General features: G+C 70.5%; 18 protein-coding genes. 6 read left to right on the top strand and 12 right to left on the bottom strand.

The window, feature by feature from the left end; genetic code table 11:
* Window positions 1-7: 7 nt before the first annotated feature.
* Window positions 8-529: an FKBP-type peptidyl-prolyl cis-trans isomerase gene (locus tag Q8X39_RS08010; protein WP_305749123.1), complete on the bottom strand. Its 522-nt coding sequence runs from the start codon at window positions 527-529 to the stop codon at window positions 8-10.
* Between the two features lie 46 nt (window positions 530-575).
* Between Q8X39_RS08010 and Q8X39_RS08005 the strand changes: the two genes are divergently transcribed.
* Entirely contained in the window at window positions 576-1,832 is a 1,257-nt protein-coding gene (locus Q8X39_RS08005) for a ribosomal protein uL16 3-hydroxylase (RefSeq protein WP_407067980.1), read from the top strand.
* Window positions 1,833-2,136: 304 nt separating this feature from the next.
* Window positions 2,137-2,319, top strand: a complete 183-nt coding sequence (locus tag Q8X39_RS08000; RefSeq protein ID WP_130480235.1) for a hypothetical protein — start codon at window positions 2,137-2,139, stop codon at window positions 2,317-2,319.
* A gap of 126 nt (window positions 2,320-2,445) precedes the next feature.
* On the opposite strand, the gene bamC is transcribed toward Q8X39_RS08000, so the two are convergent.
* The 6 genes from bamC to Q8X39_RS07970 all read right to left on the bottom strand — a co-directional run bounded on the left by bamC (window position 2,446) and on the right by Q8X39_RS07970 (window position 7,461).
* Window positions 2,446-3,648, bottom strand: a complete 1,203-nt coding sequence (gene bamC, locus Q8X39_RS07995) for an outer membrane protein assembly factor BamC (protein ID WP_305749122.1) — start codon at window positions 3,646-3,648, stop codon at window positions 2,446-2,448.
* 10 nt (window positions 3,649-3,658) lie between these two features.
* Window positions 3,659-4,540 carry a 4-hydroxy-tetrahydrodipicolinate synthase gene (gene dapA, locus Q8X39_RS07990; protein ID WP_305749121.1) on the bottom strand — a complete coding sequence of 294 codons (882 nt, stop codon included), beginning with the start codon at window positions 4,538-4,540 and terminating at the stop codon, window positions 3,659-3,661.
* 84 nt (window positions 4,541-4,624) lie between these two features.
* Window positions 4,625-5,218, bottom strand: a complete 594-nt coding sequence (locus Q8X39_RS07985; RefSeq protein ID WP_305749120.1) for a class I SAM-dependent methyltransferase — start codon at window positions 5,216-5,218, stop codon at window positions 4,625-4,627.
* Window positions 5,218-5,391 carry a hypothetical protein gene (locus Q8X39_RS07980; RefSeq protein ID WP_305749119.1) on the bottom strand — a complete coding sequence of 58 codons (174 nt, stop codon included), beginning with the start codon at window positions 5,389-5,391 and terminating at the stop codon, window positions 5,218-5,220. Before Q8X39_RS07980 ends, Q8X39_RS07985 begins: the two co-directional genes overlap by 1 nt.
* Window positions 5,388-6,623: an MFS transporter gene (locus Q8X39_RS07975; RefSeq protein ID WP_305749118.1), complete on the bottom strand. Its 1,236-nt coding sequence runs from the start codon at window positions 6,621-6,623 to the stop codon at window positions 5,388-5,390. Before Q8X39_RS07975 ends, Q8X39_RS07980 begins: the two co-directional genes overlap by 4 nt.
* A gap of 118 nt (window positions 6,624-6,741) precedes the next feature.
* Window positions 6,742-7,461, bottom strand: coding sequence for a hypothetical protein (locus Q8X39_RS07970; RefSeq protein WP_305749117.1), 720 nt, complete (start codon window positions 7,459-7,461; stop codon window positions 6,742-6,744).
* 162 nt (window positions 7,462-7,623) lie between these two features.
* On the opposite strand from Q8X39_RS07970, the gene Q8X39_RS07965 reads away from it, so the two are divergent.
* The 4 genes from Q8X39_RS07965 (at window position 7,624) to parC (ending at window position 13,824) form a co-directional block, all read left to right on the top strand.
* Entirely contained in the window at window positions 7,624-9,615 is a 1,992-nt protein-coding gene (locus Q8X39_RS07965; protein ID WP_305749116.1) for a DNA topoisomerase IV subunit B, read from the top strand.
* A gap of 320 nt (window positions 9,616-9,935) precedes the next feature.
* The gene (locus Q8X39_RS07960; protein WP_305749115.1) at window positions 9,936-10,811 is read left to right on the top strand and encodes an OmpA family protein; all 876 of its coding nucleotides are present in this window, start codon (window positions 9,936-9,938) and stop codon (window positions 10,809-10,811) included.
* A gap of 28 nt (window positions 10,812-10,839) precedes the next feature.
* The gene (locus Q8X39_RS07955; protein WP_305749114.1) at window positions 10,840-11,370 is read left to right on the top strand and encodes a hypothetical protein; all 531 of its coding nucleotides are present in this window, start codon (window positions 10,840-10,842) and stop codon (window positions 11,368-11,370) included.
* 120 nt (window positions 11,371-11,490) lie between these two features.
* Entirely contained in the window at window positions 11,491-13,824 is a 2,334-nt protein-coding gene (parC, locus tag Q8X39_RS07950) for a DNA topoisomerase IV subunit A (RefSeq protein ID WP_305749113.1), read from the top strand.
* Between the two features lie 59 nt (window positions 13,825-13,883).
* On the opposite strand, the gene Q8X39_RS07945 is transcribed toward parC, so the two are convergent.
* The 5 genes from Q8X39_RS07945 to Q8X39_RS07925 form a co-directional block, all read right to left on the bottom strand.
* Window positions 13,884-14,186, bottom strand: coding sequence for a hypothetical protein (locus tag Q8X39_RS07945; RefSeq protein WP_305749112.1), 303 nt, complete (start codon window positions 14,184-14,186; stop codon window positions 13,884-13,886).
* A 235-nt stretch (window positions 14,187-14,421) separates the two neighbouring features.
* Window positions 14,422-17,016, bottom strand: coding sequence for a fibronectin type III domain-containing protein (locus Q8X39_RS07940; RefSeq protein WP_305749111.1), 2,595 nt, complete (start codon window positions 17,014-17,016; stop codon window positions 14,422-14,424).
* Window positions 17,017-17,034: 18 nt separating this feature from the next.
* Window positions 17,035-18,411 carry a hypothetical protein gene (locus tag Q8X39_RS07935; RefSeq protein WP_305749110.1) on the bottom strand — a complete coding sequence of 459 codons (1,377 nt, stop codon included), beginning with the start codon at window positions 18,409-18,411 and terminating at the stop codon, window positions 17,035-17,037.
* 515 nt (window positions 18,412-18,926) lie between these two features.
* Window positions 18,927-20,597 carry an ABC transporter substrate-binding protein gene (locus Q8X39_RS07930; RefSeq protein ID WP_305749109.1) on the bottom strand — a complete coding sequence of 557 codons (1,671 nt, stop codon included), beginning with the start codon at window positions 20,595-20,597 and terminating at the stop codon, window positions 18,927-18,929.
* Window positions 20,597-21,847, bottom strand: coding sequence for an SCO family protein (locus tag Q8X39_RS07925; protein ID WP_305749108.1), 1,251 nt, complete (start codon window positions 21,845-21,847; stop codon window positions 20,597-20,599). Before Q8X39_RS07925 ends, Q8X39_RS07930 begins: the two co-directional genes overlap by 1 nt.
* Between the last annotated feature and the right edge of the window lie 39 nt (window positions 21,848-21,886).

Here is a 21,886-nt window from a genome sequence, read left to right as displayed (position 1 = left end):
CCGCGCTTCAGTGCAGGTGCGGACTGGGCGGCGCCAGGCTCAGAAGGCTGACGCCCTCCTTGTCGACGCTGCGGTTGGCGGTCTCTTCCTCGTCGGCCTCGCGCACGCCGCAGACCTTGAGCTGCAGCACCAGCGCGATGCCAGCCAGCGGGTGGTTGCCGTCGAGCACGACGTGGCTGTCGTAGACCTCGGTGACGGTGTAGATCTTGTCGGCGGGCATGTCGGGCGTGAGGCTGCCTTCGGGCGGACCTTCGAACTGCATGCCGGTGGCGATGGCCTCGGGAAAGAGGTCACGGGCCTCGAAGAAGACCAGGCCGGCCTCGTACTCGCCGAAGGCGTGTTCGGGTTCCAGGTGCAGCGTGGCCTCGTAGCTGGTGCCCTGGCCGGCGATGACCTCTTCGACCTTGGCCAGCAGGTCGTCGCCGCCATAGAAAAACTCGACCGGTTCGTCGAGGTGGTCGATCAGGTTGCCGTGGGCGTCTTCAAGTCGCCAGCTCAGGCTGACGACGCAGGGTGCGGAGATGAGCATGACGGGAATCATCGCATGCGTGATGGCGCCCGGCAGAATCCGTGCCATGCCCAAGAAGCCCCCAACGACCTCCGCTGCGGCCCCCGCCGCCCCCCGATCCACCCCGCGTCGCCGCGCGGCGACGGTCTCCCGTCGGCCCCATCCCGACGCCGCCGTTGCGCCGCTGGACCTGCCCAGCGAACTGCTCGGGGGCCTCAGTCCCGAAGCCTTCATGCGACGCCACTGGCAGCGCAAGCCGCTGCTGGTGCGCCAGGCGCTGCCGGGCGTTCAGCCGCCGCTGTCGCGCGCGGAGCTGTTCGCGCTGGTCGAGCGTGACGACGTCGAATCCCGCTTGATCCGCCGCGAGGGCGAGCCCGGCCAGGACGCCTGGCAGCTGCGCCGAGGCCCGATGCCGCGCCGGGCGCTGCCGGCTGCCACCAAGCCGGGCTGGACCGTGCTGGTGCAGGGCTTGAACCTGCACGTGCCGGCGGCCGAGGCCATGCTCGACCGCTTCCGCTTCGTGCCACAGGCGCGGCTGGATGACCTGATGGTCTCCTGGGCCAGCGATGGCGGCGGCGTCGGGCCGCACTTCGATTCCTACGACGTCTTCCTGATCCAGGTCCACGGCCAGCGCCGCTGGCGCATCGGTCGCATGCCCGACGCGCCGCTGCGACCGGGCCTGCCGCTGAAGATCATCGACGGCTTCGTCGCCGAACAGGAATGGGTGCTCGACGCCGGCGACATGCTCTACCTGCCACCCGGCTGGGCCCATGACGGCGACGCGGTCGGCGGCGACTGCATGACCTGCTCGGTCGGCTTCCGCTCGCCGGGACGCAGCGAGCTGGCGCGCGAGACGCTGTTGCGGCTGGCCGATGCGGTCGACGACGAAGCCGACGCCGTGGCCCGTCCGCCGGTCTACCGCGACCCGGGCCAGGACGCCACCGCGACGCCTGGCCGCATCCCGGCCGCCCTGCACGACTACGCCCAGGCGGCGCTGTCGCGGGCGCTGGCGCAACCTGGCGCGCTGGCGCAGGCGCTGGGCGAGTACCTCAGCGAGCCCAAGGCGCAGATCAGCTTCGACCCGGGACGCACCCTGCCCGAGGGCTGCGGCGTGCGCCTCGACCCGCGCAGCTGCCTGCTCTACGACGATCGGCGTGTCTACTGCAACGGCGAGTCCTGGCGTGCCGCCGGCCGCGACGCCCGCACGCTGCAGGCCCTGGCCGATGCGCGCGTGCTGGACGCCCGCACGGTCGCCCAGGCCAGCCCGGAACTGCGCGAATTGCTGACGCAATGGGTCGAGGACGGCTGGCTTCTTCCGGACTGAGCCGGACTGAGCCGGGCGGTGCACCGATGCACCCAGGGCGTGCGACGCCTGTCCGGATCTGCACCAAATGCGGAATTCGGATCAGCCACGACCCTTGCTGTCAACCGAGATCTTTTTGGCCCGTTATGCCCCACAGGTCAGCTTGTCAACCGGGTTGACCATGTATCATCGCGGGCTGGACGCGAATTCATTTTGATATTTCGCTTCCGAACGGGTCCGAAGCTGTTGGCGCGTGCTGTACGCCCTCAAGCCAGGATCGATCCCGCATTGTCACCACTGCAATCTACTGTCTGAGGACACAAGCATGAACAAGTCGCTCCTGATGGCCGCCCTGATCGCTGCCGCTGCCCTGGCCGCGTGCGGCAAGAAGGAAGAAGCCGCCCCGGCCGCGCCGGCCGCTGCCCCCGCCGCTGAAGCTTCGGCTCCGGCTGCTGCGCCCGCCGCTTCTGAAGCCGCTGCCCCGGCTGCTTCCGCTGCTTCGAACTGATCCTCGTCAGTCAAGCAAGTCAAAGCCGCCTTCGGGCGGCTTTTTTTCGCCTGCACAGGACAAAAAGAAAGCCACCCTGGGGGTGGCTTTGGTGATTCCGCCGGGCGCCAGGGGCGCCGCTGCGTGTCAACGCAGTTCGTTGAGCAGCAACTGGGCGATGTTGCGGGCCGACTCGTCGCCCGGCTTGGACGCGACGCCTTCGGCTTCAAGCACGGCGACCGTGCTGGCGCTGTTGCCCTGGGCCGCGACCTTGACGCGGAAGCGACGACCGGTGACATCGGGCTTTTCGGCACCGAACAGGCGGGAGATGAAGTTCGGCTGCTCCGCACCGGCCAGCTTCGGGTCGATGTAGCGGACGAAGTAGGTGCCCTGGCTGCGGTCACGGTCCTCGACCGTGAAGCCGCCGCGGTCCAGCGCCAGGCCGACACGCCGCCAGGCCCGGTCGAAGCCGTCGTCGACCTGCAGCGTGCTGGCGCCGGCGGCGCTGTCCAGTCTGGCGCGCGGCGGGGTCGCCGGAGCGGCGGCGAGGGTCTTGGAGGCTTCCGCCACGGCGGCAGCCGTGGGCGCGGCAGCGGTGGCCGGGGTCAGCTGGACCATCAGGCGCGCCAGCATCTCGGCCTCAAGGCTCGGATCACTTGGGCGTGACTGCCAGCGGACCTGGTCGGATGCGGTCCTCTTGTCGGCTAGCACGACCTGCGAGGCGCCCTGGTGCGAGATCGAGATCTCGGTGCCTTGCGTGCCCCGCTCGACCAGCATGCGGTAGCGATCGCGCTCGCCGCTGTCGGACAGGTTGTCGAAGACCTTGTTGAGCAGCCGGTTCAAGCCGTCCTGCGGGAGCTTGGAGCGGTTGTTCAGCCAGTCGGTCTCGATCAGGCCGAGCTCAGGCTTGTCGGTCGTCAGCGTGAAGCCGTTCTGGCGCCAGTAATCCTGCAGTTGCGGCCAGAGCTGTTCCGGCGTCTGGTTGCTGACCAGCCAACGCTGGTTGCCGACCCGCTCGATGCGCAGCGCCTGGCTGACGGCCGTGGCGGCCGCAGGAGCCGTCGCACGCGCGGCGGCGGTCGAGGCCTGCGCAGCGCCTTGCAGCGCGTTGGCGCTGACCGGCGCGCCGGTGGGCGGCTGGTAGCGCGGGTCGCTCGACAGCTGGGTGAGGTCCGGCGGCACGTCGAGCTTCGAGGCCGGCTGGGCCTGGGCGCGGTAGTCGACCTTGCTGCCGCCGAAGGTGTTGGAGACCGCCTGGCAGCCCGCCAGACCCTGGGCCAGCAGCAGGGCGGCCAGCGGGGTGACGAGGCGCAGCGTCGGGCGCGAAGAAGGGGGGAGGGTGAGCGGCATCGTCATCGGATCAGATCAGCCCGGCTTCGCGCATGGCCTGCTCCAGGCCCGCCTCGAGGTGCGCGCTCATCGGCACCATCGGCAGGCGCAGCGCACCGCCGCACAGGCCCATGCGGGCCATCGCCCACTTGACCGGCGTCGGATTGGGCTCGGCGAACAGCAGCTTGTGCAGGCCCAGCAGCTTGAAGTGGATCTCGGTCGCGGTGCGGGCATCGCCGGCCACCGCGGCACGGCAGAGGTCGGCCATCGCACGCGGGGCGACGTTGGCCGTCACGCTGACGTTGCCGTGGCCGCCGAGCAGCATCAGCGCGATCGCGGTGCCGTCGTCGCCGGAATAGACCGAGAAGCCCTTCGGGGCCTGCTTGATCAGCCAGCACGCTCGCTCGATGTTGCCGGTCGCTTCCTTGACGCCGATGACGCCGGGCAGCTGGGCGACCCGCAGCGTGGTCTCGGGCAGCATGTCCGCGACGGTCCGACCGGGCACGTTGTAGAGCACCGTCGGGATGTCGACCGCCTCGGCGATTGCGCGGAAGTGCTGGTAGATGCCTTCCTGCGACGGCTTGTTGTAGTAGGGCACGACGCTGAGGGTGCAGTCGGCGCCGACCGACCTGGCGAACTTCGCCAGCTCGATCGCCTCGCGGGTGGAGTTGCCACCGGCACCGGCCATCACCGGCACGCGGCCGGCGGTCTGTTCGACGGCCACGCGAATGATCTCGCAGTGCTCGTCGACCGACACCGTCGGCGATTCGCCGGTGGTGCCGACCACGCCGATGCAGGCGGTGCCTTCGGCGATGTGCCAGTCGATCAGGCGGCGCAGAGCGGGATAGTCGACGCTGCCGTCTTCTTGCATCGGCGTCACGAGCGCGACGATGCTGCCAACAATCGGATTCATGGGCTGGGTTCCTTGCGAGCCGGCGATTCTAGCGGCGGGGGTCACGCGAGCCTGACGGCGCGCGAGGGTGTGACGGGTGTCGTGTCAGAGCCGCAGAACGGGCGGGACGCCGTCGGCGCCGACACGGTCCAGCACGATGCGCTGGACCCGGCGGGTCGCGCCGGCTTCCGGGTGCTCGGGCGAGCCGACGACCAGGCCGTCCTCGTAGGCGCCGACGCGCAGCTCCGGGCCGGCCAGCGTGAGCAACTCGCCGGGGCGCAGCAGGAAGTCCGGCCGGCTCGGGCGGCCGTGCTGCTCCTGACCCAGCGCGAAGGTTTCCCAGATCAGCCGCCCGCCCGGCGCGACGCTGGCGACGACGGCCGGGAACAGCGGCCGCCACAGGTAGTTCGTGACGACGACCAGGTCGAAGCTGCGGCCGGCCAGCGGCCACGGACCGGCCTCGATGTCGGCCTCGATGCATTCGGTGGCGATGCCTTGCAGCGAGGCCAGCGCCTCGGCGTCGCGGTCCAGCGCCGTCACCGCATGGCCTTGCGCGGCCAGCCAGCGGGCATGACGTCCACCGCCGCAGGCCAGGTCCAGCACCCGCCGCGCGGCTGCCAGGTCGCGGCTGTGGCGCATCAGCCAGTCGGACGGCGCCAGCCCGGCGCCGTGGCCGGTCGCGGGGGTCAGGGTCGTCATCAGAAGCAGGCCCAGAAGCGGTTGGCCAGGTCGACCACCATCTCGGGGCGCAGGTAGCTCAGGCCGACGGCGGCGAGCACGCCGGTCACTGCCAGCACGGTCATCGTGCGCTTGAGCCAGCGCGGCAGGCCGGGCGTCGGGTCCGGTTGTTCCGGCAGGTGCAGCGGGTTCATGCGGCCGCCACGGCCGGGCGTGCGATCGCGGTCTCGCGCACCGGCAGGTTGATCAGCGCGGCGAACACGCCCAGCGCCACCGCGATCCACCAGACCACGTCGTAGCTGCCGGTGCGGTCGTAGAGACGGCCGCCCAGCCACACGCCCATGAAGGAGCCGATCTGGTGGCTGAAGAACACGAAGCCGCCCAGCATCGACAGGTAGCGCACGCCGAAGATCTGCGCCACGACCGCGTTGGTCGGCGGCACGGTCGACAGCCACAGCAGGCCCATCACGGTCGAGAACAGGTAGACGCTGGTCGGCGACAGCGGCACGTTCAGGAACACGACGATGGCCACTGAGCGCAGCCCGTAGATCGTCGCCAGGATGTGGCGCTTGGCCAGCTTCTGGCCGAGCGCACCGGCCGTGTAGGTGCCCACCACGTTGAACAGGCCGATCAGCGCCAGCGCGCCGGTCGCCACCTCGGGCGCGAGGCCATGGTCCTTCAGGTAGCTGGGCATGTGCACGCCGATGAAGACGACCTGGAAGCCGCAGACGAAGTAGCCCGCCATCAGGAGCTGGAAGCTGCGGTAGCCGAAGGCCTCGCGCAGCGCCGCGCCGATGCTCTGCTGGGCGCCGCTGCCGCCGCTCGCGGCTGGCGGCTCCTTCAGGCCGATCGACAGCGGCACGATCACCAGCGCCATCAGCGCCAGCACGTACAGCGCCTGCTGCCAGCCGAGGTGCGAGATCAGGAAGTTCTCGACCGGCACCATCAGGAACTGGCCGAAGGAGCCGGCCGCTGCGGCCACGCCCATCGCCCAGGAGCGCCTGGCCGGGTCGATCTGGCGGCCGATCACGCCGTAGACGATCGCGTAGGTGCAGCCCGACTGGGCGATGCCGACCATCAGGCCGGCGCTGCCGGTGAAGGCCAGGCCGGACTCGGAGACCGCCATCAGCGCCAGGCCGGCGGCGTAGAACAGGCTGCCGGCCACCAGCACGCGCATCGCGCCGTAGCGGTCGGCCAGCATGCCGGCGAACGGGCCGGCGATGCCCCAGGACAGGTTCTGGATCGCCAGCGCGAAGGCGAAGGTCTCGCGGGTCCAGCCGCGCTCGGTGGTGATGGGCCCGAGCCACAGCCCGAAGCCGTGGCGGATGCCCATGGACAGCGTGACGATCAGCGCGCCGCAGAGCAGCACCTGCTGCATGGACAGGCGGGTCGCCGGGGCGGCGGAGGAGGTGGAGGACGACGACATCCGCGCACTGTAGCCAAACGAAAAACGGGGCGCTCCGTGGCGCCCCTTCGTGCTGGACGGCGCTCAGGCCGGTTCAGGCCGGTTCAGGCCGGCTGACGCGCCCTCGCGTGGCCCGTGCTCAGAAGCGCAGGCCGACCTTGGCGCCGTAGCTGGTCGCCTCGCCGGTCTTGTCGGTCTCGAGCGCCAGGTTCACCAGGCCGAGGTTGATGTTCACGCCGCCGAAGATCTTCTTCTGGTTGAACTTCTCGCCCGCCAGCGTGGTGCCCGGCGCCGACGTCTTGACCTTCACGGTGCCCACGCCGGCGTAGGGGGTGAACATCACGAAGCCCTTGGAGATCGAGACGTCCAGGCTGGTGGTGTCGACCTTCAGGTTGTCGACGCCCGACAGGTTGTTGATCGCCGCGCGCACGGCGATCGCCGGGGTCAGCATGCCGCCGCCGACGAAGGCCCAGCGCAGTTCGCCGCCGGTGGTGCGCACGTTGCTGCCGGGCACGGCGCCCAGCGCCACGCCGACGTCGACGCCGAAGGGCAGGCCCTTGACCGCGCGCACGCTGACCAGCGGCAGCGTCGAGGGCACGTCCGAGCCGCCGGCCGCGGCCGTCAGTGCGGCGACGTTCTCCAGCTTGGTGCCGGTCATGCCGATGCCGATGTCGAAGCCGATCAGGCCCAGGCCCTCGGCCGGCGTCATGGCCTTGTAGGAGACAGCGGCGCCGAGGTCCTCGCTGAGCTGCCGGAACTGGGTCTGGTTGAGCTGGTTGATGGCGTTGATGTCGGCAGCGTGGGCTGCGCCGCAGGCGATCAGGGCGGCGCCGGCGAGGAGCTTCAGACGTGCTTGCATGGTTCTTCCTTTCAGGTTTGCTGCGGTGTGCGCAGGAGCGCCGCATTTTGCTGCGCTTGCACAAAACGGCGCGAGGCTAGCACCGGGTGGACAGCCGCCCGCTGCTGGCCGGCGCGGGAATGTGACCTGGCGTGACAAGTCGGCTCCCTAGAATCTGCCGCCATGGCAAGCAACCCGAAGTCCAACGCCGCGACCCAGCCGGTCTATGGCGAAGCCTCCATCCGTGTCCTCAAGGGCCTGGAGCCGGTCAAGCAGCGCCCCGGCATGTACACCCGCACCGACAACCCGCTGCACATCGTGCAGGAGGTGATCGACAACGCCGCCGACGAGGCCCTGGCCGGCCACGGCCGGCGCATCGCGCTGACGCTGCATGCGGACGGCTCGGTCAGCGTCGACGACGACGGCCGCGGCATCCCCGTCGGCCTGCACCCGGAAGAGCAGGTGCCGGTGGTCGAGATCGTCTTCACCCGCCTGCATGCCGGCGGCAAGTTCGACAAGGGCTCGGGCGGCGCCTACAGCTTCTCCGGCGGCCTGCACGGTGTCGGCGTGAGTGTGACCAACGCGCTGTCGACCCGGCTGCAGGTGCAGGTCCACCGCGACCGGCAGGTCGCCACGCTGGTGTTCTCCGGCGGCGACGTGATCGAGCCGCTGCAGATCCGGCCGATGGCCGGCGGCGAGCGCCGCAGTGGCACCTCGGTGCGGGTCTGGCCGGACCCGAAGTACTTCGAGAGCGCCGAGCTGCCGCGCCACGAGCTGGTCCACCTGCTGCGCAGCAAGGCCGTGCTGATGCCGGGCGTGACCGTCACGCTCACGCACGAGAAGACCGGCGAAACGCAGACCTGGCTCTACCAGGGCGGGCTGGGCGACTACCTGCGCCAGAACCTCGCCAGTGACGCGCTGATCCCGCCCTTCGAGGGCGAGCAGTACGCCGGCGCCGGCGAGACCGAGAACTTCGCCGAAGGCGAGGGCGCGGCCTGGAGCGTGGCCTTCTGCGAGGACGGCGCCAACCTGCGCGAGAGCTACGTCAACCTGATCCCGACGGTGGCCGGCGGCACCCACGAGGCCGGCCTGAAGGACGGCCTGTTCCAGGCGGTCAAGGGCTTTGTCGAGCTGCATGCGCTGTGTCCCAAGGGCGTCAAGCTGATGCCCGACGACGTCTTCAGCCGCGCCAGCTTCGTGCTGTCGGCCAAGGTGCTGGACCCGCAGTTCCAGGGCCAGACCAAGGAGCGCCTGAACAGCCGCGACGCGCTGCGCCTGGTCACCGCCTTCGTGCGGCCGGCCTTCGAGCTGTGGCTGAACCAGCATGTCGAGCACGGCAGGAAGCTCGCCGAACTGGTGATCCGCCAGGCCCAGGCCCGCCAGCGCGCCGGCCAGAAGGTCGAGAAGCGCAAGGGCTCCGGCGTGGCCGTGCTGCCCGGCAAGCTGACCGACTGCGAAAGCCGTGACCTGGGCTTGAACGAGGTCTTCCTGGTCGAGGGCGACTCGGCCGGCGGCAGCGCCAAGATGGGTCGCGACAAGGAGACCCAGGCCATCCTGCCGCTGCGCGGCAAGGTGCTCAATTCCTGGGAGGTCGAGCGCGACCGCCTGTTCGCCAACACCGAGATCCACGACATCGCGGTGGCCGTCGGCGTCGACCCGCACGGCCCGGACGACCAGCCCGACCTGAGCGGCCTGCGCTACGGGAAGATCTGCATCCTGAGCGATGCCGACGTCGACGGCTCGCACATCCAGGTGCTGCTGCTGACGCTGTTCTTCCGCCACTTCCCCAAGCTGATCGAGACCGGCCACATCTTCGTGGCCAAGCCGCCGCTGTTCCGCATCGACGCACCGGCCCGTGGGCGCAAGCCGGCGGTCAAGCTCTACGCGCTCGACGAGGGCGAGCTGCAGGCCACGCTGGACAAGCTGCGCAAGGAAGGCGCGCGCGAGGGCAGCTGGTCGATCAGCCGCTTCAAGGGCCTGGGCGAGATGAACGCCGAGCAACTCTGGGAGACCACGCTCAACCCCGACACGCGCCGCCTGCTGCGGGTCGACTGGGGCAGCGTCGACTTCGGCGACACGGTCGAGGCGATGGACAAGCTCATGGGCAAGGGCGAGGCCGCCGCCCGCCGCGCGTTGATGGAACTGCACGGCGACAGCGTCGAGATCGATATCTGACAGACCGCGATGCCACTGTTGTCCGGAAGCTGCGGCCCGGGTGAATTCGGGCCGAGCGCCGGGCCGACCCAAGCCGGCCCCATCCCCACGGGGGATCGCCCGGCGTACTCGCCGGGCGAGGGGCCTCTGAATCCAGCAAAGCGGTGCTCCGTCACGTCGCGGGGCCCCCATGCCTGTGGGGCGCAAGCGTTTGCAAGGTCAAAAAACGTGACGGAACTCGCTACATTTTGTTGCCGGGTCGCGCTTGGGTAGAAAAGCGGTCCCGAGACTGAAAAAAGCGGGGGTGATCGATCGTGGGAAAAGCCCGAACGGGGCAGTCGGTGGGCTGGGACGTCTGGCTGTGCGCGCTGGGCGTGCTGGTGCTGGGCTGGGCCGTCTTCACGCATGGCCAGGCCCGGCCCGACGCGCTGCGCCAGCTGGCCGAGAGCCGCATCAACCAGAGCCTGGCCGAGGCCGGTTATGGCTGGGCCAAGCTGTCGGTCGACGGCAGCGTGGCCGTCCTGACCGGCGTTGCGCCCGATCCGATCAGCAAGACCGCGCTGGCCAGCATCGCCAAGGAAGTCGCCGAACCCTATGGCGGCGTGCCGGGCGTGTTCTGGCGCCTGGATGACCGCACGCGGCTCAACGACGTCCTGCCGTCCCGACCGCTGCTGCCGGAATCCGAGGTCGACCTGCTGGCCGACCTGCCCGCGCCAGGTGCCGGCCGGGCGTCGAACAAGGGGCCGTCGCTGACGGCCTGCACCAAGGCTTTCCAGACGGTCCAGGAGACCCGTCCGCTGCGCTTCCGGCCGGGTGCGGCGACGCTGGACCGCAGCGCCAGTCCGGTGCTGCAGCAGCTCGCCGCGCTCACCCTGCAATGCAAGGGCTGGCGGCTGGTGATCCAGGCACCGCTGGACAGCACGGGACCGCGCCGTGGCGAGGTCGCGCTGGGCGAGCGCCGCGCCGCGGCCATCGCTGCGGCGCTGATGGTGGAGGGCGTGCCGGCGCGCCAGATCGAGGCGGTGGCCCAGGCCCCCGAGGCGATCGAGCGGGCGCTGGCGCCGGCGGTGGCCGCCTCGGCCGCTGCGGCAGCGGCTTCCGAGGCGCTGGCGGCCGCGTCCGCCGTCCCGCCCGATGCGACGGCTGCGCGCGCCGTGCCGCGTCCGGCCTCGCGCAACCATGTCGAATACCGGCTCGCGGCCCTCACGGCCCGCTGAGCCCGCTGCAAACAACCGAGCTCACACCATGTTCCTGCTGGCCCAACTCTGGATCTTCCTGCTGCTCGCCGCTGTCCTGGGCATCGTCATCGGTGTGTCGGTGGCGCGGCGCTTCTGGTCCGCGCGCACCGAGGCGACGCGCATGGAACTCGAGTTCCGCCACACCGAGCAGCTCTACAGCGTCAGCGCCGAGAACGACGCCGCACTGGCCGCCCTGGAGGCCGCCCGCTGGGAGGCCAATGTCGCGCTGGAACAGACCACCGCCGACGCCGCCGGCATGCAGGCACGCATCAACGAGCGCGACCGCCAGATCCGCGAGCTCAGCCAGATGCTGATGCGCGTCAACGGCGACCTGGCCAAGGCCGAAGGCGTGCGCCGCGCGCTGATGACCGAGCGCCAGAAGTCCCGCGAGGAGCTCGACGCGCTGCGCAAGCAGGTCGCTGCCGGCCGGGCCGAGCTGGCCCAGGCGCTGGGCAACCATGAGCGCGAGCGCCAGAGCCTGCAGGAGCAGCTGGCCGCCGAGCGCTCCTTCCGCCTGCAGGGCTCGATGCCGGGCTGAGCCTCGCCGCGCGGGCACCGCAGCCCGCCGCCAGCGCGTTCGGACATGGCGTGAGGCTAAGATCCCGCGCCTTTCCAGCCGGGCCCGGCCGCAAGGCAGACGGGCCGACCTCGCGGGACGATGCAACAGACTCCGATGGACTTCGCGCCGCCGCCTCCGCCCGATTCGGGCGAGGCTGCCGACGCCCTCACGCTGGCCCGCTATGCCGAGCGGGCCTACCTCGAATACGCCCTCAGCGTCGTCAAGGGCCGGGCCCTGCCCGACGTCTGCGACGGCCAGAAGCCGGTGCAGCGCCGCATCCTCTACGCGATGCAGCGCATGGGCCTGTCCTTTGCGGGCAACGCCGGTGCCAAGCCGGTCAAGAGCGCCCGCGTCGTCGGCGACGTGCTCGGCCGCTACCACCCGCACGGCGACACCGCCGCCTATGACGCGCTGGTGCGCATGGCGCAGGACTTCAGCCTGCGCTATCCGCTGATCGACGGCCAGGGCAACTTCGGCTCGCGCGACGGCGACGGCGCGGCGGCGATGCGCTACACCGAGGCCCGCCTCGCGCCGATCGCCCGCCTGCTGCTCGACGAGATCGACGAGGGCACGATCGACTACGTGCCCAACTACGACGGCTCGACCGAGGAGCCGCGGCAGCTGCCGGCGCGCCTGCCCTTCGTGCTGCTCAACGGTGCTTCCGGCATCGCGGTGGGCATGGCCACCGAGGTGCCCAGCCACAACCTGCGCGAGGTGGCGGCGGCGGCGATCGCGCTGATCCGCGACGAGGCCCTGTCCGACGACGCGCTGGCCGAGCTCCTGCCCGGCCCGGACTACCCCGGCGGTGGCCAGATCATCAGCAGCGCGACGGACATCCGCGAGGCCTACCGGACCGGGCGCGGCTCGCTCAAGGTGCGGGCGCGCTGGAAGATCGAGGACCTCGCGCGCGGCCAGTGGCAGCTCATCGTCACCGAGTTGCCACCCGGCACCAGCAGCCAGAAGGTGCTCGAGGAAATCGAGGAACTCAGCAACCCCAAGGTCAAGGCCGGCAAGAAGGCGCTGAGCGCCGAGCAGCTGCAGCTCAAGACGACCTTGCTGGCGGTGCTCGACGTCGTGCGCGACGAGTCCAGCAAGGACGCGCCGGTGCGCCTGGTGTTCGAGCCGCGCAGCCGCACGGTCGGCCAGCAGGAGCTGATCACCACGCTGCTGGCCCACACCAGCCTGGAAAGCTCCGCGCCGGTCAACCTGACGATGGTCGGCGCCGACGGCCGGCCGACCCAGAAGAGCCTGCGCCAGATCCTGACGGAGTGGGTCGGCTTCCGCCAGACGACGGTGCGGCGCCGGACCGAGCACCGCCTCGGCCGCGTGCGCGACCGCATCCACGTGCTCGAAGGCCGCCAGCTGGTGCTGCTCAACATCGACGAGGTGATCCGCATCATCCGCGAGAGCGACGAGCCCAAGCCCGCGCTGATCGGCCGCTTCAGCCTGAGCGACCGCCAGGCCGAGGACATCCTCGAGATCCGGCTGCGCCAGCTGGCCCGGCTCGAGGCGATCAAGATCGAGCAGGAACTCGCCGAGCTGCGCGGCGAGGAGACGAAGCTCTCGGACATCCTCGCCAACCCCGGCTCGCTCAAGCGCGTGCTGATCCGCGAGATCGAGGCCGACGTGAAGGTCCACGGCGACGATCGCCGGACGCTGATCCAGGCCGAGAAGAAGGCCGTCGCCGAGGTCAAGGTGGTCGACGAGCCGGTCACGGTCGTGGTCAGCCAGAAAGGCTGGGTGCGGGCCCGCACCGGCCATGGCCATGAGGCCGGCGGCTTCGCCTTCAAGGCTGGCGATGCGCTCTACGGCACCTTCGAATGCCGCACCGTCGACCCGCTGATCGTCATGGGCAGCAACGGCCGCGTCTATTCGGTGCCGGTCAGCCAGCTGCCCGGCGCGCGCGGCGACGGTGTGCCCATCACCAGCCTGATCGAGCTGGAGAGCGGCACCCAGGTGCTGCACTACCTGGCCGCGCCGGTCGACACGACCCTGCTGATCGCGCACAGCGGCGCGACCGGCCTGCTGGCCAAGGTCGGGGACCTGCTCAGCCGCAACAAGAGCGGCAAGGCCTTCCTGACCCTCGAAACCGGCGAGACCTGGCTGCCGCCCGTGCGGGTGGCGGCCGAGCACCGCCAGGTCGCCTGCCTGAGCCAGAAGGGCGCGCTGCTGACCTTCGCGCTGGAGGACCTCAAGCACCAGCCCGGCGGTGGCCGCGGCCTGATGCTGATGTCGCTGGAGGACGGCGACACGCTCGCTGGAGCGGTCAGCTACGCGGCGGGCGTGCAGATCACCGTCATCGGCCGCAACGGCCAGCCGCGTGACGAGGACCTGCGCACCGTCGCGCTCCAGCCCTATGCGAACAAGCGTGCCCGCAAGGGCAAGGACTGGTCCGGCCGGCTCAAGGTGCAGGCGATCCGGGCGCTGGGTTGAGCGCGGGGCGGCATTCGCCGCCCGTCTGCCACCGACCCGGCGTGTTCAGCGTTCAGCGTTCAGTGATGGCGCTGGGCCGCCGCGCGCGGCTTGCGGCTGGGGGCAGCCTTGGGTGCGCGGATGACCGGCTCGGGTGCCGCGTCCGGTCCGGTCGACGGCGCCGGGCTGGTGCGTCCACCCTCGGGCGGCAGCACCATGCCGGCGGGCGGCCAGTTCACCGGCGGGAGGGTCGACACCCACCACGACAGCCAGAGTTGTCCGGCCTCCATCCACTCGTGCCAGTAGCGTTGCTGCTGGTGCATCCATGCATCCCAGCCTTCATGCAGGGCCTGGGTCGAGTCGGGCGTGTGGCGCTGGTCCATGGTGACGTCTCCTGCGCGGGGCGGCGCGCGTGATCGCGGGATTGCCTGCTTGGGATGTTCGCACCGACGCGCGGTTCCTGCGAGGGGCATGGCAACTGGCGCGCGTGGCGGCGCACGCCGGTTTGCGTTGACGCAAAAAAAAGGACGCGTCCCGTGGGACGCGTCCTGAGGTCGAGCTGGCCACCCGGAGGTGGCCGCTCGCACGGGTCAAGCGAAGACGGTCGATCCCGGCCGGTCAGCGGGTGATCGAGCGCACGTTGGCCGACATCACCCAGGCCGAGTTCGCACCGACCACATCCGGCGTGGCGCTGCGCACGCGGAAGCGGTAGGTGTTGGTCCCGGCGGGCAGGCCGACGTAGTTCACCGAGGCGGCCGCGCCGGTGCGGGGCACGGTCTTGAAGTCCCGCCAGGTGCCGGCGGTGCCCGAGCAGGTCGTCAGCGAGCCGACGCAGTACTGCACGTCGTACTCGGCGACGCCAGCGTTGGCGGCACCCGTCGCGTTGCCGAAGGTCAGGTCGTTGACGCGCGCGTTCACGTTGCCGGGCACCGGGACGGTGCCGTTGTAGTGGAAGCCGGTTTCGGCCGTCGGGCTTGCGGCGGTGCCGTTCACGGCCGACAGCACGAACTTGAAGATGCCCGGATTCGGCAGGCTGCCGGCCAGGTTGGTGCCGATGTGCAGCGTGTTGCTGTTGTAGACCTGCAGGTTCGCACCGGTGACCGTGCGCGTGGCCGTGTTGCTCACCGCCAGCCCTGTGGTCAGGTCATGGGCGTAGCGGTTGCGGGTCACGCGGTAGCCGGTCTCGCCGTTGGCCGTGTCGGTCCAGCGCACGACCACCGCGTTCGTGGCGGCCGTGTCGGCGGCGATGCTCAGGCCGGTGGGCGCCGTCAGGCTCAGCGCCGCGCCGGTGGTGCGACCCGACAGGGTGGCCGAGCTGACGAAGGCGCCGCTGCTGCTGACCACCTCGACCCGGTAGGTGTAGCTGGTGTCCGCCGTCAGGCCGGTGTCGGTGAACTGCATCGCCGCACCGGCTGCCACCGTACCGATCACGGTGTCGCCGCTGCCGGAGACGCGGATGACGCGGTAGCTGCGCAGGCTGGGCGAGGTGCGCGACCAGCGCACGACCAGGCTGGTGGTGCTGCCGACAGGGGCGGTCACCGAGGTCATGGTCGGCGCGACGATCGGCACCAGGACGGCGTTGGACAGGGTCGATTCGGCCCGTTCGTTGCCCCGGATCGCCACGACCTTGTAGGCGTAGCTGTTGTCGTCGGCGACGCCGGTGTCGGCGAACTGGGTCACGTCCGCACCGATCGCGGCCGGCAGGGTGGTCGCGGTGGTCGAACCGTTCACGAAGCGGTCGATCTGGTAGCCGAACTCGTTGGCGCTGTCGTTCCACGAGACCAGGATGGCGCCGCTTTGCAGCGCAGCGGTTGCGCCGGTCGGGGCCTGAAGCGCGGTCTGGTCGACCACGCGGACCTGGGCGGTGTCGCTGCCACCGGCCGGCGAGTTCACGGTGACGGAGCCGGGCGGCACCGCCATGGCCAGCGGCGCGCCGGTGGCGGCGGTGGCGGTCTCGTCGATGATGAGGCGGCTCGCGGCCACGGCGGCGTCGCTGGACGTCGCGCGCACGGTCAGCGTGCCGGAGACGGGGTCGTAGTCGGCCTGCTGGATGACGACCGAGTCCTTCAGGCCGCGCACCAGCCGGGTGGCCTGGCCGGCGCTGCCGGTGCCGGACACGCCATGGGCGACCAGTTCCATGCCGATCGGCAGCGCGGTGGTCGGATTGCGTGCGCCGATGCCTTGGGCGGTCGAGAACACGCCGGCGTCGCGGTCCAGCGTCACCGGGCTGGTGATGGCCGTGCCGGTGGCCGCCGTGGTCGTCACGTCCTTGACGGTGACGGTGCTGCCGGCGTCGGAGGTCGCGAAGGCGTCGATGCGGGTGTCGTTGCTGCCGGCGGTGCGGCGGTAGGTGATGCGATCCGAGGCCAGGATGGCCTGCGTGTCGCCGTCCCATTGCTGGCCCTGGACCACGAACAGCGGGTTGACGATGCGGTTGCTCGGGACGCCGTTGACGGACACGAAATTCACCGGTGCGTCGGTGAACAGTGCGCGGGCCTCGATCGCCACCACGTTCTGTCCGTTCACGCCACCGGTGACGGTGTGCGGCGTCGCGCCATCGCCGATGAAGCCGGGCGGCAGGGAACTCGCCGGGGCCTCGCCGGGCAGCAGGCGGGGATCGCCCACGTCGGTCCAGCGCAGCCAGGGGCCGACCTTGCCGCAGGCGTCGGTCTGGCCGGGCACGAAGGCGATGTCGAAGGTCTCGTTGATTTCCCAGCCGGCGGCATCGATGGTCTCGACGGTCACCTCATGCTTGCCCCAGGGGTGGCTGATCGTGTAGCGGCCGAGCTGGTCGGTGTTCATCCGCACGCGAAAGCGGGTGAAGGAGAGCTGCTCGCCGGCGGTCGGCTCTTCGGTGGTGTAGGTGGCCTCGGCCGCCATCACGAAGCGCAGCTCGAAGCCGGTGACGGCGTCGGTCGTGACGCTGTCGGCCAGCCAGAAGAAGGACTCGCCGCCGGTGCCGGTCTGCTCGGAGACCAGGTTGCCGGGGACCTGCGGGTCGAAGAAGCAGAGGTTGGGGTCCTTGCAGATCTGCAGGGCCAGGTTGTTGCTGTCCTTGACGTATTCGCCGTAGCCCGTGACCGGGTTGCGCTGGCCGACGGTGAAGTACTGCGGACCGTCCTGGGTACCGCAAGCGACGGCTTGAGCCGCGACCGAACCGGCGTAGATCTCGAGCGCGCCTGCGACCAGGGCGGCAATCAGTTTGCGTTGCATGTCAGAGTCTCGCGATGTTTAGTTGATCGTCAGCGGCTTGCTGGCGGAACCCTTCTTGTCCGAGCTGACCTTGACGCTGGCGGGCAGCGCGGTCAGGTCGGTGACGGAGAAGGTCGTGCCGGTGCCGGACAGGCGGGTCGACGTGCGGTTGCCGCCCAGGTCCAGCGTCAGTTGGGCATCCGGGTCGCTCGACAGCGCCGACACGGTGACGGTGCAGTTGCTGGTGCCGCTGGCGCAGCTCGCGTTGGCGGCGGTCACGGTGACGAGGTCGGTCAGCGCCAGGCGCTGCGACCGCGACGGGCTGACCGGCGAGTTGTCCGCCTGGACCACCAGCGCCTCGGGCACGTTGCCGGAGGAAGAGGCCGGCAACGTGGCGTAGAAGCGGCCGGTGCGGTCGCTGGCGAGCGGGCCGGCGGCGACTTCGGTGGAGAGGGCGTCCGTCACGTCCAGGACCTGCGCGTTGACGCGGGCGGTCGTGGGTGCGGTCGCGAAGACATGCACCTTCACCTCGTTGCCGTTCTTCGCGTAGTAGGCACTGTCGACCACCAGCGGGGTGATGCGCTCGGTGTCCGGCGCCTGCATGCCCTGCACGGTGAACAGGTTCGAGCGGAAGCGCGTGATCTCGGCACCGGTGGTCGGGTGCTTGACCACCAGTTCGGCGTAGTTGGTGCCGCAGGGGCTGCCGACCACCGTGTGCGGGGTGGCGCCGTCGCCCAGGAACCCGGCGGGCGCGGCCCGCTCGCCGGGCAGCATCCCGTCGGCCGCCGAGGTGGTCCAGCGCAGCCACGGGCCGACCACGCCCTGGTTGGTGCGGGCCGGCACGTCACCGTCGTTGAGCACGACGTCGGGCGCGGCGAACAACTGGATGTCGCTGGTGTCGTTGATGGCGCGGCGACCCGGTGCGGTCACCGTCCAGGTCTTGCTGCCGTAGGGGTGGGTCAGCGTGTAGATGCCGGCCACCGGCGCATCGATGCGCACGCGCAGCCGGGTGAACGGGAACTGCTCGCCATTGACCGGTGTTTCGGTCATGAAGGCCGCCTCGGCGCCCATCACCAGCAGCACGTTGTAGCCCGCGCCCTGGGGATCGGAGAACGATGCCTCCGACAGGAACCAGAAGCCCTCGGCGCCGAAGCCGATGTCGGCGGAGAACGCGTTGCCCGGGATCACCGGGTCGAAGAAGCAGCCGCCGATGTTGGCGGGGTCGGACAGGCCGTTGCAGAGCACGAGGCTCACGCCTTCGGAGTCGGCCAGCACCCGCGGGAAACCGTTCACCGGGTCCGGTGCGGACGCGGAAAACGGCGTGGCCGCGTTGGGCTTGCAGACGGCCGCCATCAGCGGCGAGGTCGTCACGCCGAGGATCAGTGAGATCGCTGCGGCAAGTTTTCTGGAATTCATCGGAGTTCCCTTCTGGATGCGAGCAGGCGTCGCGTCGGTCTCGGCGGGGTGGGTCGGTTTTGGGTGACCCAATTTGGCTTCAGTGAAGCTTCAGATTCAGTGCATGCAGTGTCGGGTGTTGGCCCACTTGGGTTCAAGATCCTTAACCTGAACCGGGGGGTCTAGATTGTTCAGTTATTGTTCAGTTTTGCCCCAGGGAACATCACCAAACCTCGAACCGGACGATCTCGACACGCAGGGTTATCGGCGATTCGTCTTGAAAATCAAGGACTTGATCGACCGTGTTGCGTTGCTTGAAAGGCGTCGGATGGAAAGTCCACGGTGCGCGCCCCTGAAGGTTGACTTCAGACAAATGAAGTGTCGGCCCGAATCCCTCAGGCCGATCGCCCTTAGCAACGCTTAAAGGTTTGCATTCCGAGCTTGGCGTGACGCAGTTCCCAGTTGGGGCTGGGGGGGTGATGCCCCGATGCGACTTTTCTGAAGTCGCTGCGTCAGATACTGAACCGTAGATGAATCTATTGGCTCAGGGGCGTGCGCCATTCCCGCACGGTTTCCAGCCGCTGGCCGTCCGCCGAGATCCGCACGACGGCACTGCCCATGCTGCCGACGTGGTTCTGGCGGGCGTAGTTCAGCGGCCCGATGACGCCGGTGCGGAAGTCCCGCACCTCTTCAAGTGCCTGGCGCAGTCGGGCGCGGCTGGGCTCGCGGCCGGCACGCCGCAGCCCTTCGACCGTCAGGCAGGCGGCCGCGTGGGCGAGGCTCTGCACGGCGGGATGGGTCAGGTCGGCACCGACCCCGGCCAGCGCCTGGCGCAACGGTCCGGGATCGGGCGGGGCATCCTCGGGCACCGTGTGGCTCAGGCGCAGCGCCAGCCGCAGGGCGGCCGGCCAGTCCATCACCGCCTGGCCCTGTTCGGCGAAGGCACCCAGGACAAACGGTGTCCGGGCCGTGGCTGTCAAGCCTCGGACGGCAGCCCCATTCGGTCCTCCCGCAAGGCCCGATTGGGTGATGGTGCGCAGCCAGGCCGGCGCGGCCAGCACCAGCACGGCGTCCTGCGGCGGCAGGCTGGCCAGCCAGCGTTGCGCGTCGGCCAGCTGGGCGGCATCGGACTGGCCCAGCTTGGGCTGCCAGACCGACAGGCTCAGGTTCGGATGGTTCTGGGCCTGGCGCTGGCTGCTCAGCAGCGCGGCGCGGTGGTGGCGGGCGGGGCTGGCGATGACGGCCAGACGGGCCTGTTCCGGTCGCTTGACCGAGGGCTGATCGGCCAGTTCGCCCAGGGCGACCGCGTCGACCAGGTTGCGCACCTGATGGCTCAGCTGCGGGGCGACGGCGAACAGCGTCGGCTGGGGTTGTTCGAGTTCGGTGGCCGCGCCCAGCGGACCGATCAGCGGCAGGCCGGCGAGCCGTTCGGCCAGCGCCTGGCTGCCCAGGTCGGCCCACCAGGGCGCGACCGCGGCGAAGGTTTGCTCGCGCAGGACCCGGGCGATCTCGGTCGGCGCGACGGCCTGCGCATCCAGCGGCTGCCAGTCGATCTGTCGGCCGAAGATGCCGCCGTCGCGGTTGGCCTGCGCGAAGCAGGACCGGATGGCCGCGTCGGCTGCCCGCCCGGCGGCCGCCAGCGGGCCACTGAGCGGCAGCACGCCGCCGATCGTGATGCGCTGCGGCGACAGGCCGGGATCGAGGTCGGTCAACCGGCCCAGTCCACGCAGGTAAGTCAGCAGGTCGGCCTCGTCGCGCGGGCCGAGCGTGAAGCGCGGCATGGCCGAGGACAGCGGCCGGCCGTCCGCGTCGACGCCCTGGCGCAGCGCGCGCAGCAGCGCGACGTCGTCGTAGCGGCTGCGCGGCAGCAGGCCGGGGCTGGCGCTGCGGGCCTGGCTGAGCGAGTTCCAGTCGAGCGCCGGCGCGGTCAGGCCGCCTTCGCGGTTGCCTGCGCCTTCCGGGCCATGGCAGCGGGCGCAGGCCACCGCCTCACCCTGCAGCGCAACCCCCGAGCCGACGCTGGCCTGGACCGCCTCGCCGTGGCGGTTGCGGCCTTCGAGGAAGAGGCTGCGACCGGCCCGGCGAGCCTGCTCGCTGGGATCGGCAGGGGCTGCCACATCCTGGGCCTGCGTCGCGCCGGTCGATGCCAGCATCACGGGCAGCACCGCAGCTGCGAGCAGGCCGCCGCGCCAGGCGTGCCGCGCCATCACAGCACCTTGCGCACGGCCGCGACGATGGTCTCCGGCGGCGCCAGCGCGTGCAGCTTGAGCCAGGCGCCGGTGCGGTCGTTGCCGACCCACAGGATGGCGGTGTGCTGCTCCGGCTTCTCGTTGTAGAGGCCCAGCTTGTGCAGCACCCAGTCGACGTTCTCCTTCTTGCCGGTGACGAAGGACCAGCCCGGCCGGGCGTTGTGGCGCTGGGCGTACTCGCGCAGCACCTCCGGCGTGTCGAAGCCGGTGTCGGTGGTGATCGACACCAGCCTGACCGGTGTCTTGATGTCCTCGGCCAGCAGCTCCTGCACCTTGGCGAGGTTGTGGGTGACGGGCGAGCAGACGTCCTTGCAGCTGGCATAGAACGAGGTGATCAGCACCACCCGGTCGCGGATCAGGTCGTCGTAGAAGCGCACCTTCGGGCGGTCCTGGGTGACCAGCGGCAGGTTGGTGAAGTACTCGGCGCCGCGCGTGCCGGGCGCGGCCTGCTGCACGCCGGCGCGGCCGGCGGCCTGGCTGGCCATCTGGCGCATCTGGGCCAGCGCGGCGGCATCGGGCTCGGGTGCGCCGCCGGCGGCCGCCTTCGGTGCGGGCTTGTCCAGGCTGGCCAGCCGGTCGACCAGCAGCTTCGGCGAGGCCAGGCCATAGGTGCGGACCCAGCGCTGGCTCGGCTCATGGCCCAGCCAGACCATCGGCGAGTGGTCCTCGGGGCTGCCGCTGCCGACGTCGAAGGCCTTCAGGATGGCGTCGATCGAGGTGCGCGTGCCGGTCACGAAGGTCCAGTTGGCGCCGGCCTCGAACTTGCGGCCGAACTTGCGCAGTTCCTCGGGCGTGTCGGTCAGCGGGTCGACGCTGACCGAGATGAAGTGGACATCCGGTCCGGCGCGGCGGCGCAGTTCCTCGTCCATCGCCTTGAAGGTCGCGCTCAGGGGCGAGCAGATCGTCGTGCAGGACGTGAAGATGAAGTTGATCGCGACGCGCTTGCCGGCCACCAGGTCGCGCGCGAAGCGGCGCTTGCGGCCGTCCTGGTCCAGCACCTCGACGTCGGGCAGCCGCACGCGCAGACCGTCGCTGTCGGCGATGCCGGCCTGCAGCGCGGTGGCGGGCTTCGGGGCAGGCGTCGTGGCGGGTGTCGTGGCGGGCGTCGGTGAGGAAGGGGGAGCGGCCAGCGCGGCCACGCCACCGAGCAGCAGGGCGCTGCCCAGGGCGAGGCGCAGCGCGCGGGTCAGGTGTCGGAATCGGGTCATGCGGGGGGCCAGGCGGTCGATGGGAGCGGTCGGAGTCGG

This window comes from Leptothrix discophora (genome assembly GCF_030705305.1).
GTDB lineage: Bacteria > Pseudomonadota > Gammaproteobacteria > Burkholderiales > Burkholderiaceae_C > Sphaerotilus > Sphaerotilus discophorus.
Note: the sequence above shows the minus strand (reverse complement) of the source record. Positions and strands in the feature narration are given on the sequence as shown.

Excerpts from the sequence above, each read along its gene's own strand:
- parC (WP_305749113.1), top strand. The coding sequence starts at position 11,491 with ATGCAACAGACTCCGATGGACTTCGCGCCGCCGCCTCCGCCCGATTCG.
- dapA (WP_305749121.1), bottom strand. The coding sequence starts at position 4,540 with ATGAATCCGATTGTTGGCAGCATCGTCGCGCTCGTGACGCCGATGCAA.
- Q8X39_RS07935 (WP_305749110.1), bottom strand. The coding sequence starts at position 18,411 with ATGAATTCCAGAAAACTTGCCGCAGCGATCTCACTGATCCTCGGCGTG.
- Q8X39_RS07930 (WP_305749109.1), bottom strand. The coding sequence starts at position 20,597 with ATGGCGCGGCACGCCTGGCGCGGCGGCCTGCTCGCAGCTGCGGTGCTG.
- Q8X39_RS07955 (WP_305749114.1), top strand. The coding sequence starts at position 10,840 with ATGTTCCTGCTGGCCCAACTCTGGATCTTCCTGCTGCTCGCCGCTGTC.
- Q8X39_RS07980 (WP_305749119.1), bottom strand. The coding sequence starts at position 5,391 with ATGAACCCGCTGCACCTGCCGGAACAACCGGACCCGACGCCCGGCCTG.
- Q8X39_RS07945 (WP_305749112.1), bottom strand. The coding sequence starts at position 14,186 with ATGGACCAGCGCCACACGCCCGACTCGACCCAGGCCCTGCATGAAGGC.
- Q8X39_RS07925 (WP_305749108.1), bottom strand. The coding sequence starts at position 21,847 with ATGACCCGATTCCGACACCTGACCCGCGCGCTGCGCCTCGCCCTGGGC.
- Q8X39_RS08005 (WP_407067980.1), top strand. The coding sequence starts at position 576 with ATGCCCAAGAAGCCCCCAACGACCTCCGCTGCGGCCCCCGCCGCCCCC.
- Q8X39_RS07975 (WP_305749118.1), bottom strand. The coding sequence starts at position 6,623 with ATGTCGTCGTCCTCCACCTCCTCCGCCGCCCCGGCGACCCGCCTGTCC.
- Q8X39_RS07985 (WP_305749120.1), bottom strand. The coding sequence starts at position 5,218 with ATGACGACCCTGACCCCCGCGACCGGCCACGGCGCCGGGCTGGCGCCG.
- Q8X39_RS08000 (WP_130480235.1), top strand. The coding sequence starts at position 2,137 with ATGAACAAGTCGCTCCTGATGGCCGCCCTGATCGCTGCCGCTGCCCTG.
- Q8X39_RS07940 (WP_305749111.1), bottom strand. The coding sequence starts at position 17,016 with ATGCAACGCAAACTGATTGCCGCCCTGGTCGCAGGCGCGCTCGAGATC.
- Q8X39_RS08010 (WP_305749123.1), bottom strand. The coding sequence starts at position 529 with ATGCTCATCTCCGCACCCTGCGTCGTCAGCCTGAGCTGGCGACTTGAA.
- Q8X39_RS07970 (WP_305749117.1), bottom strand. The coding sequence starts at position 7,461 with ATGCAAGCACGTCTGAAGCTCCTCGCCGGCGCCGCCCTGATCGCCTGC.
- Q8X39_RS07965 (WP_305749116.1), top strand. The coding sequence starts at position 7,624 with ATGGCAAGCAACCCGAAGTCCAACGCCGCGACCCAGCCGGTCTATGGC.
- bamC (WP_305749122.1), bottom strand. The coding sequence starts at position 3,648 with ATGCCGCTCACCCTCCCCCCTTCTTCGCGCCCGACGCTGCGCCTCGTC.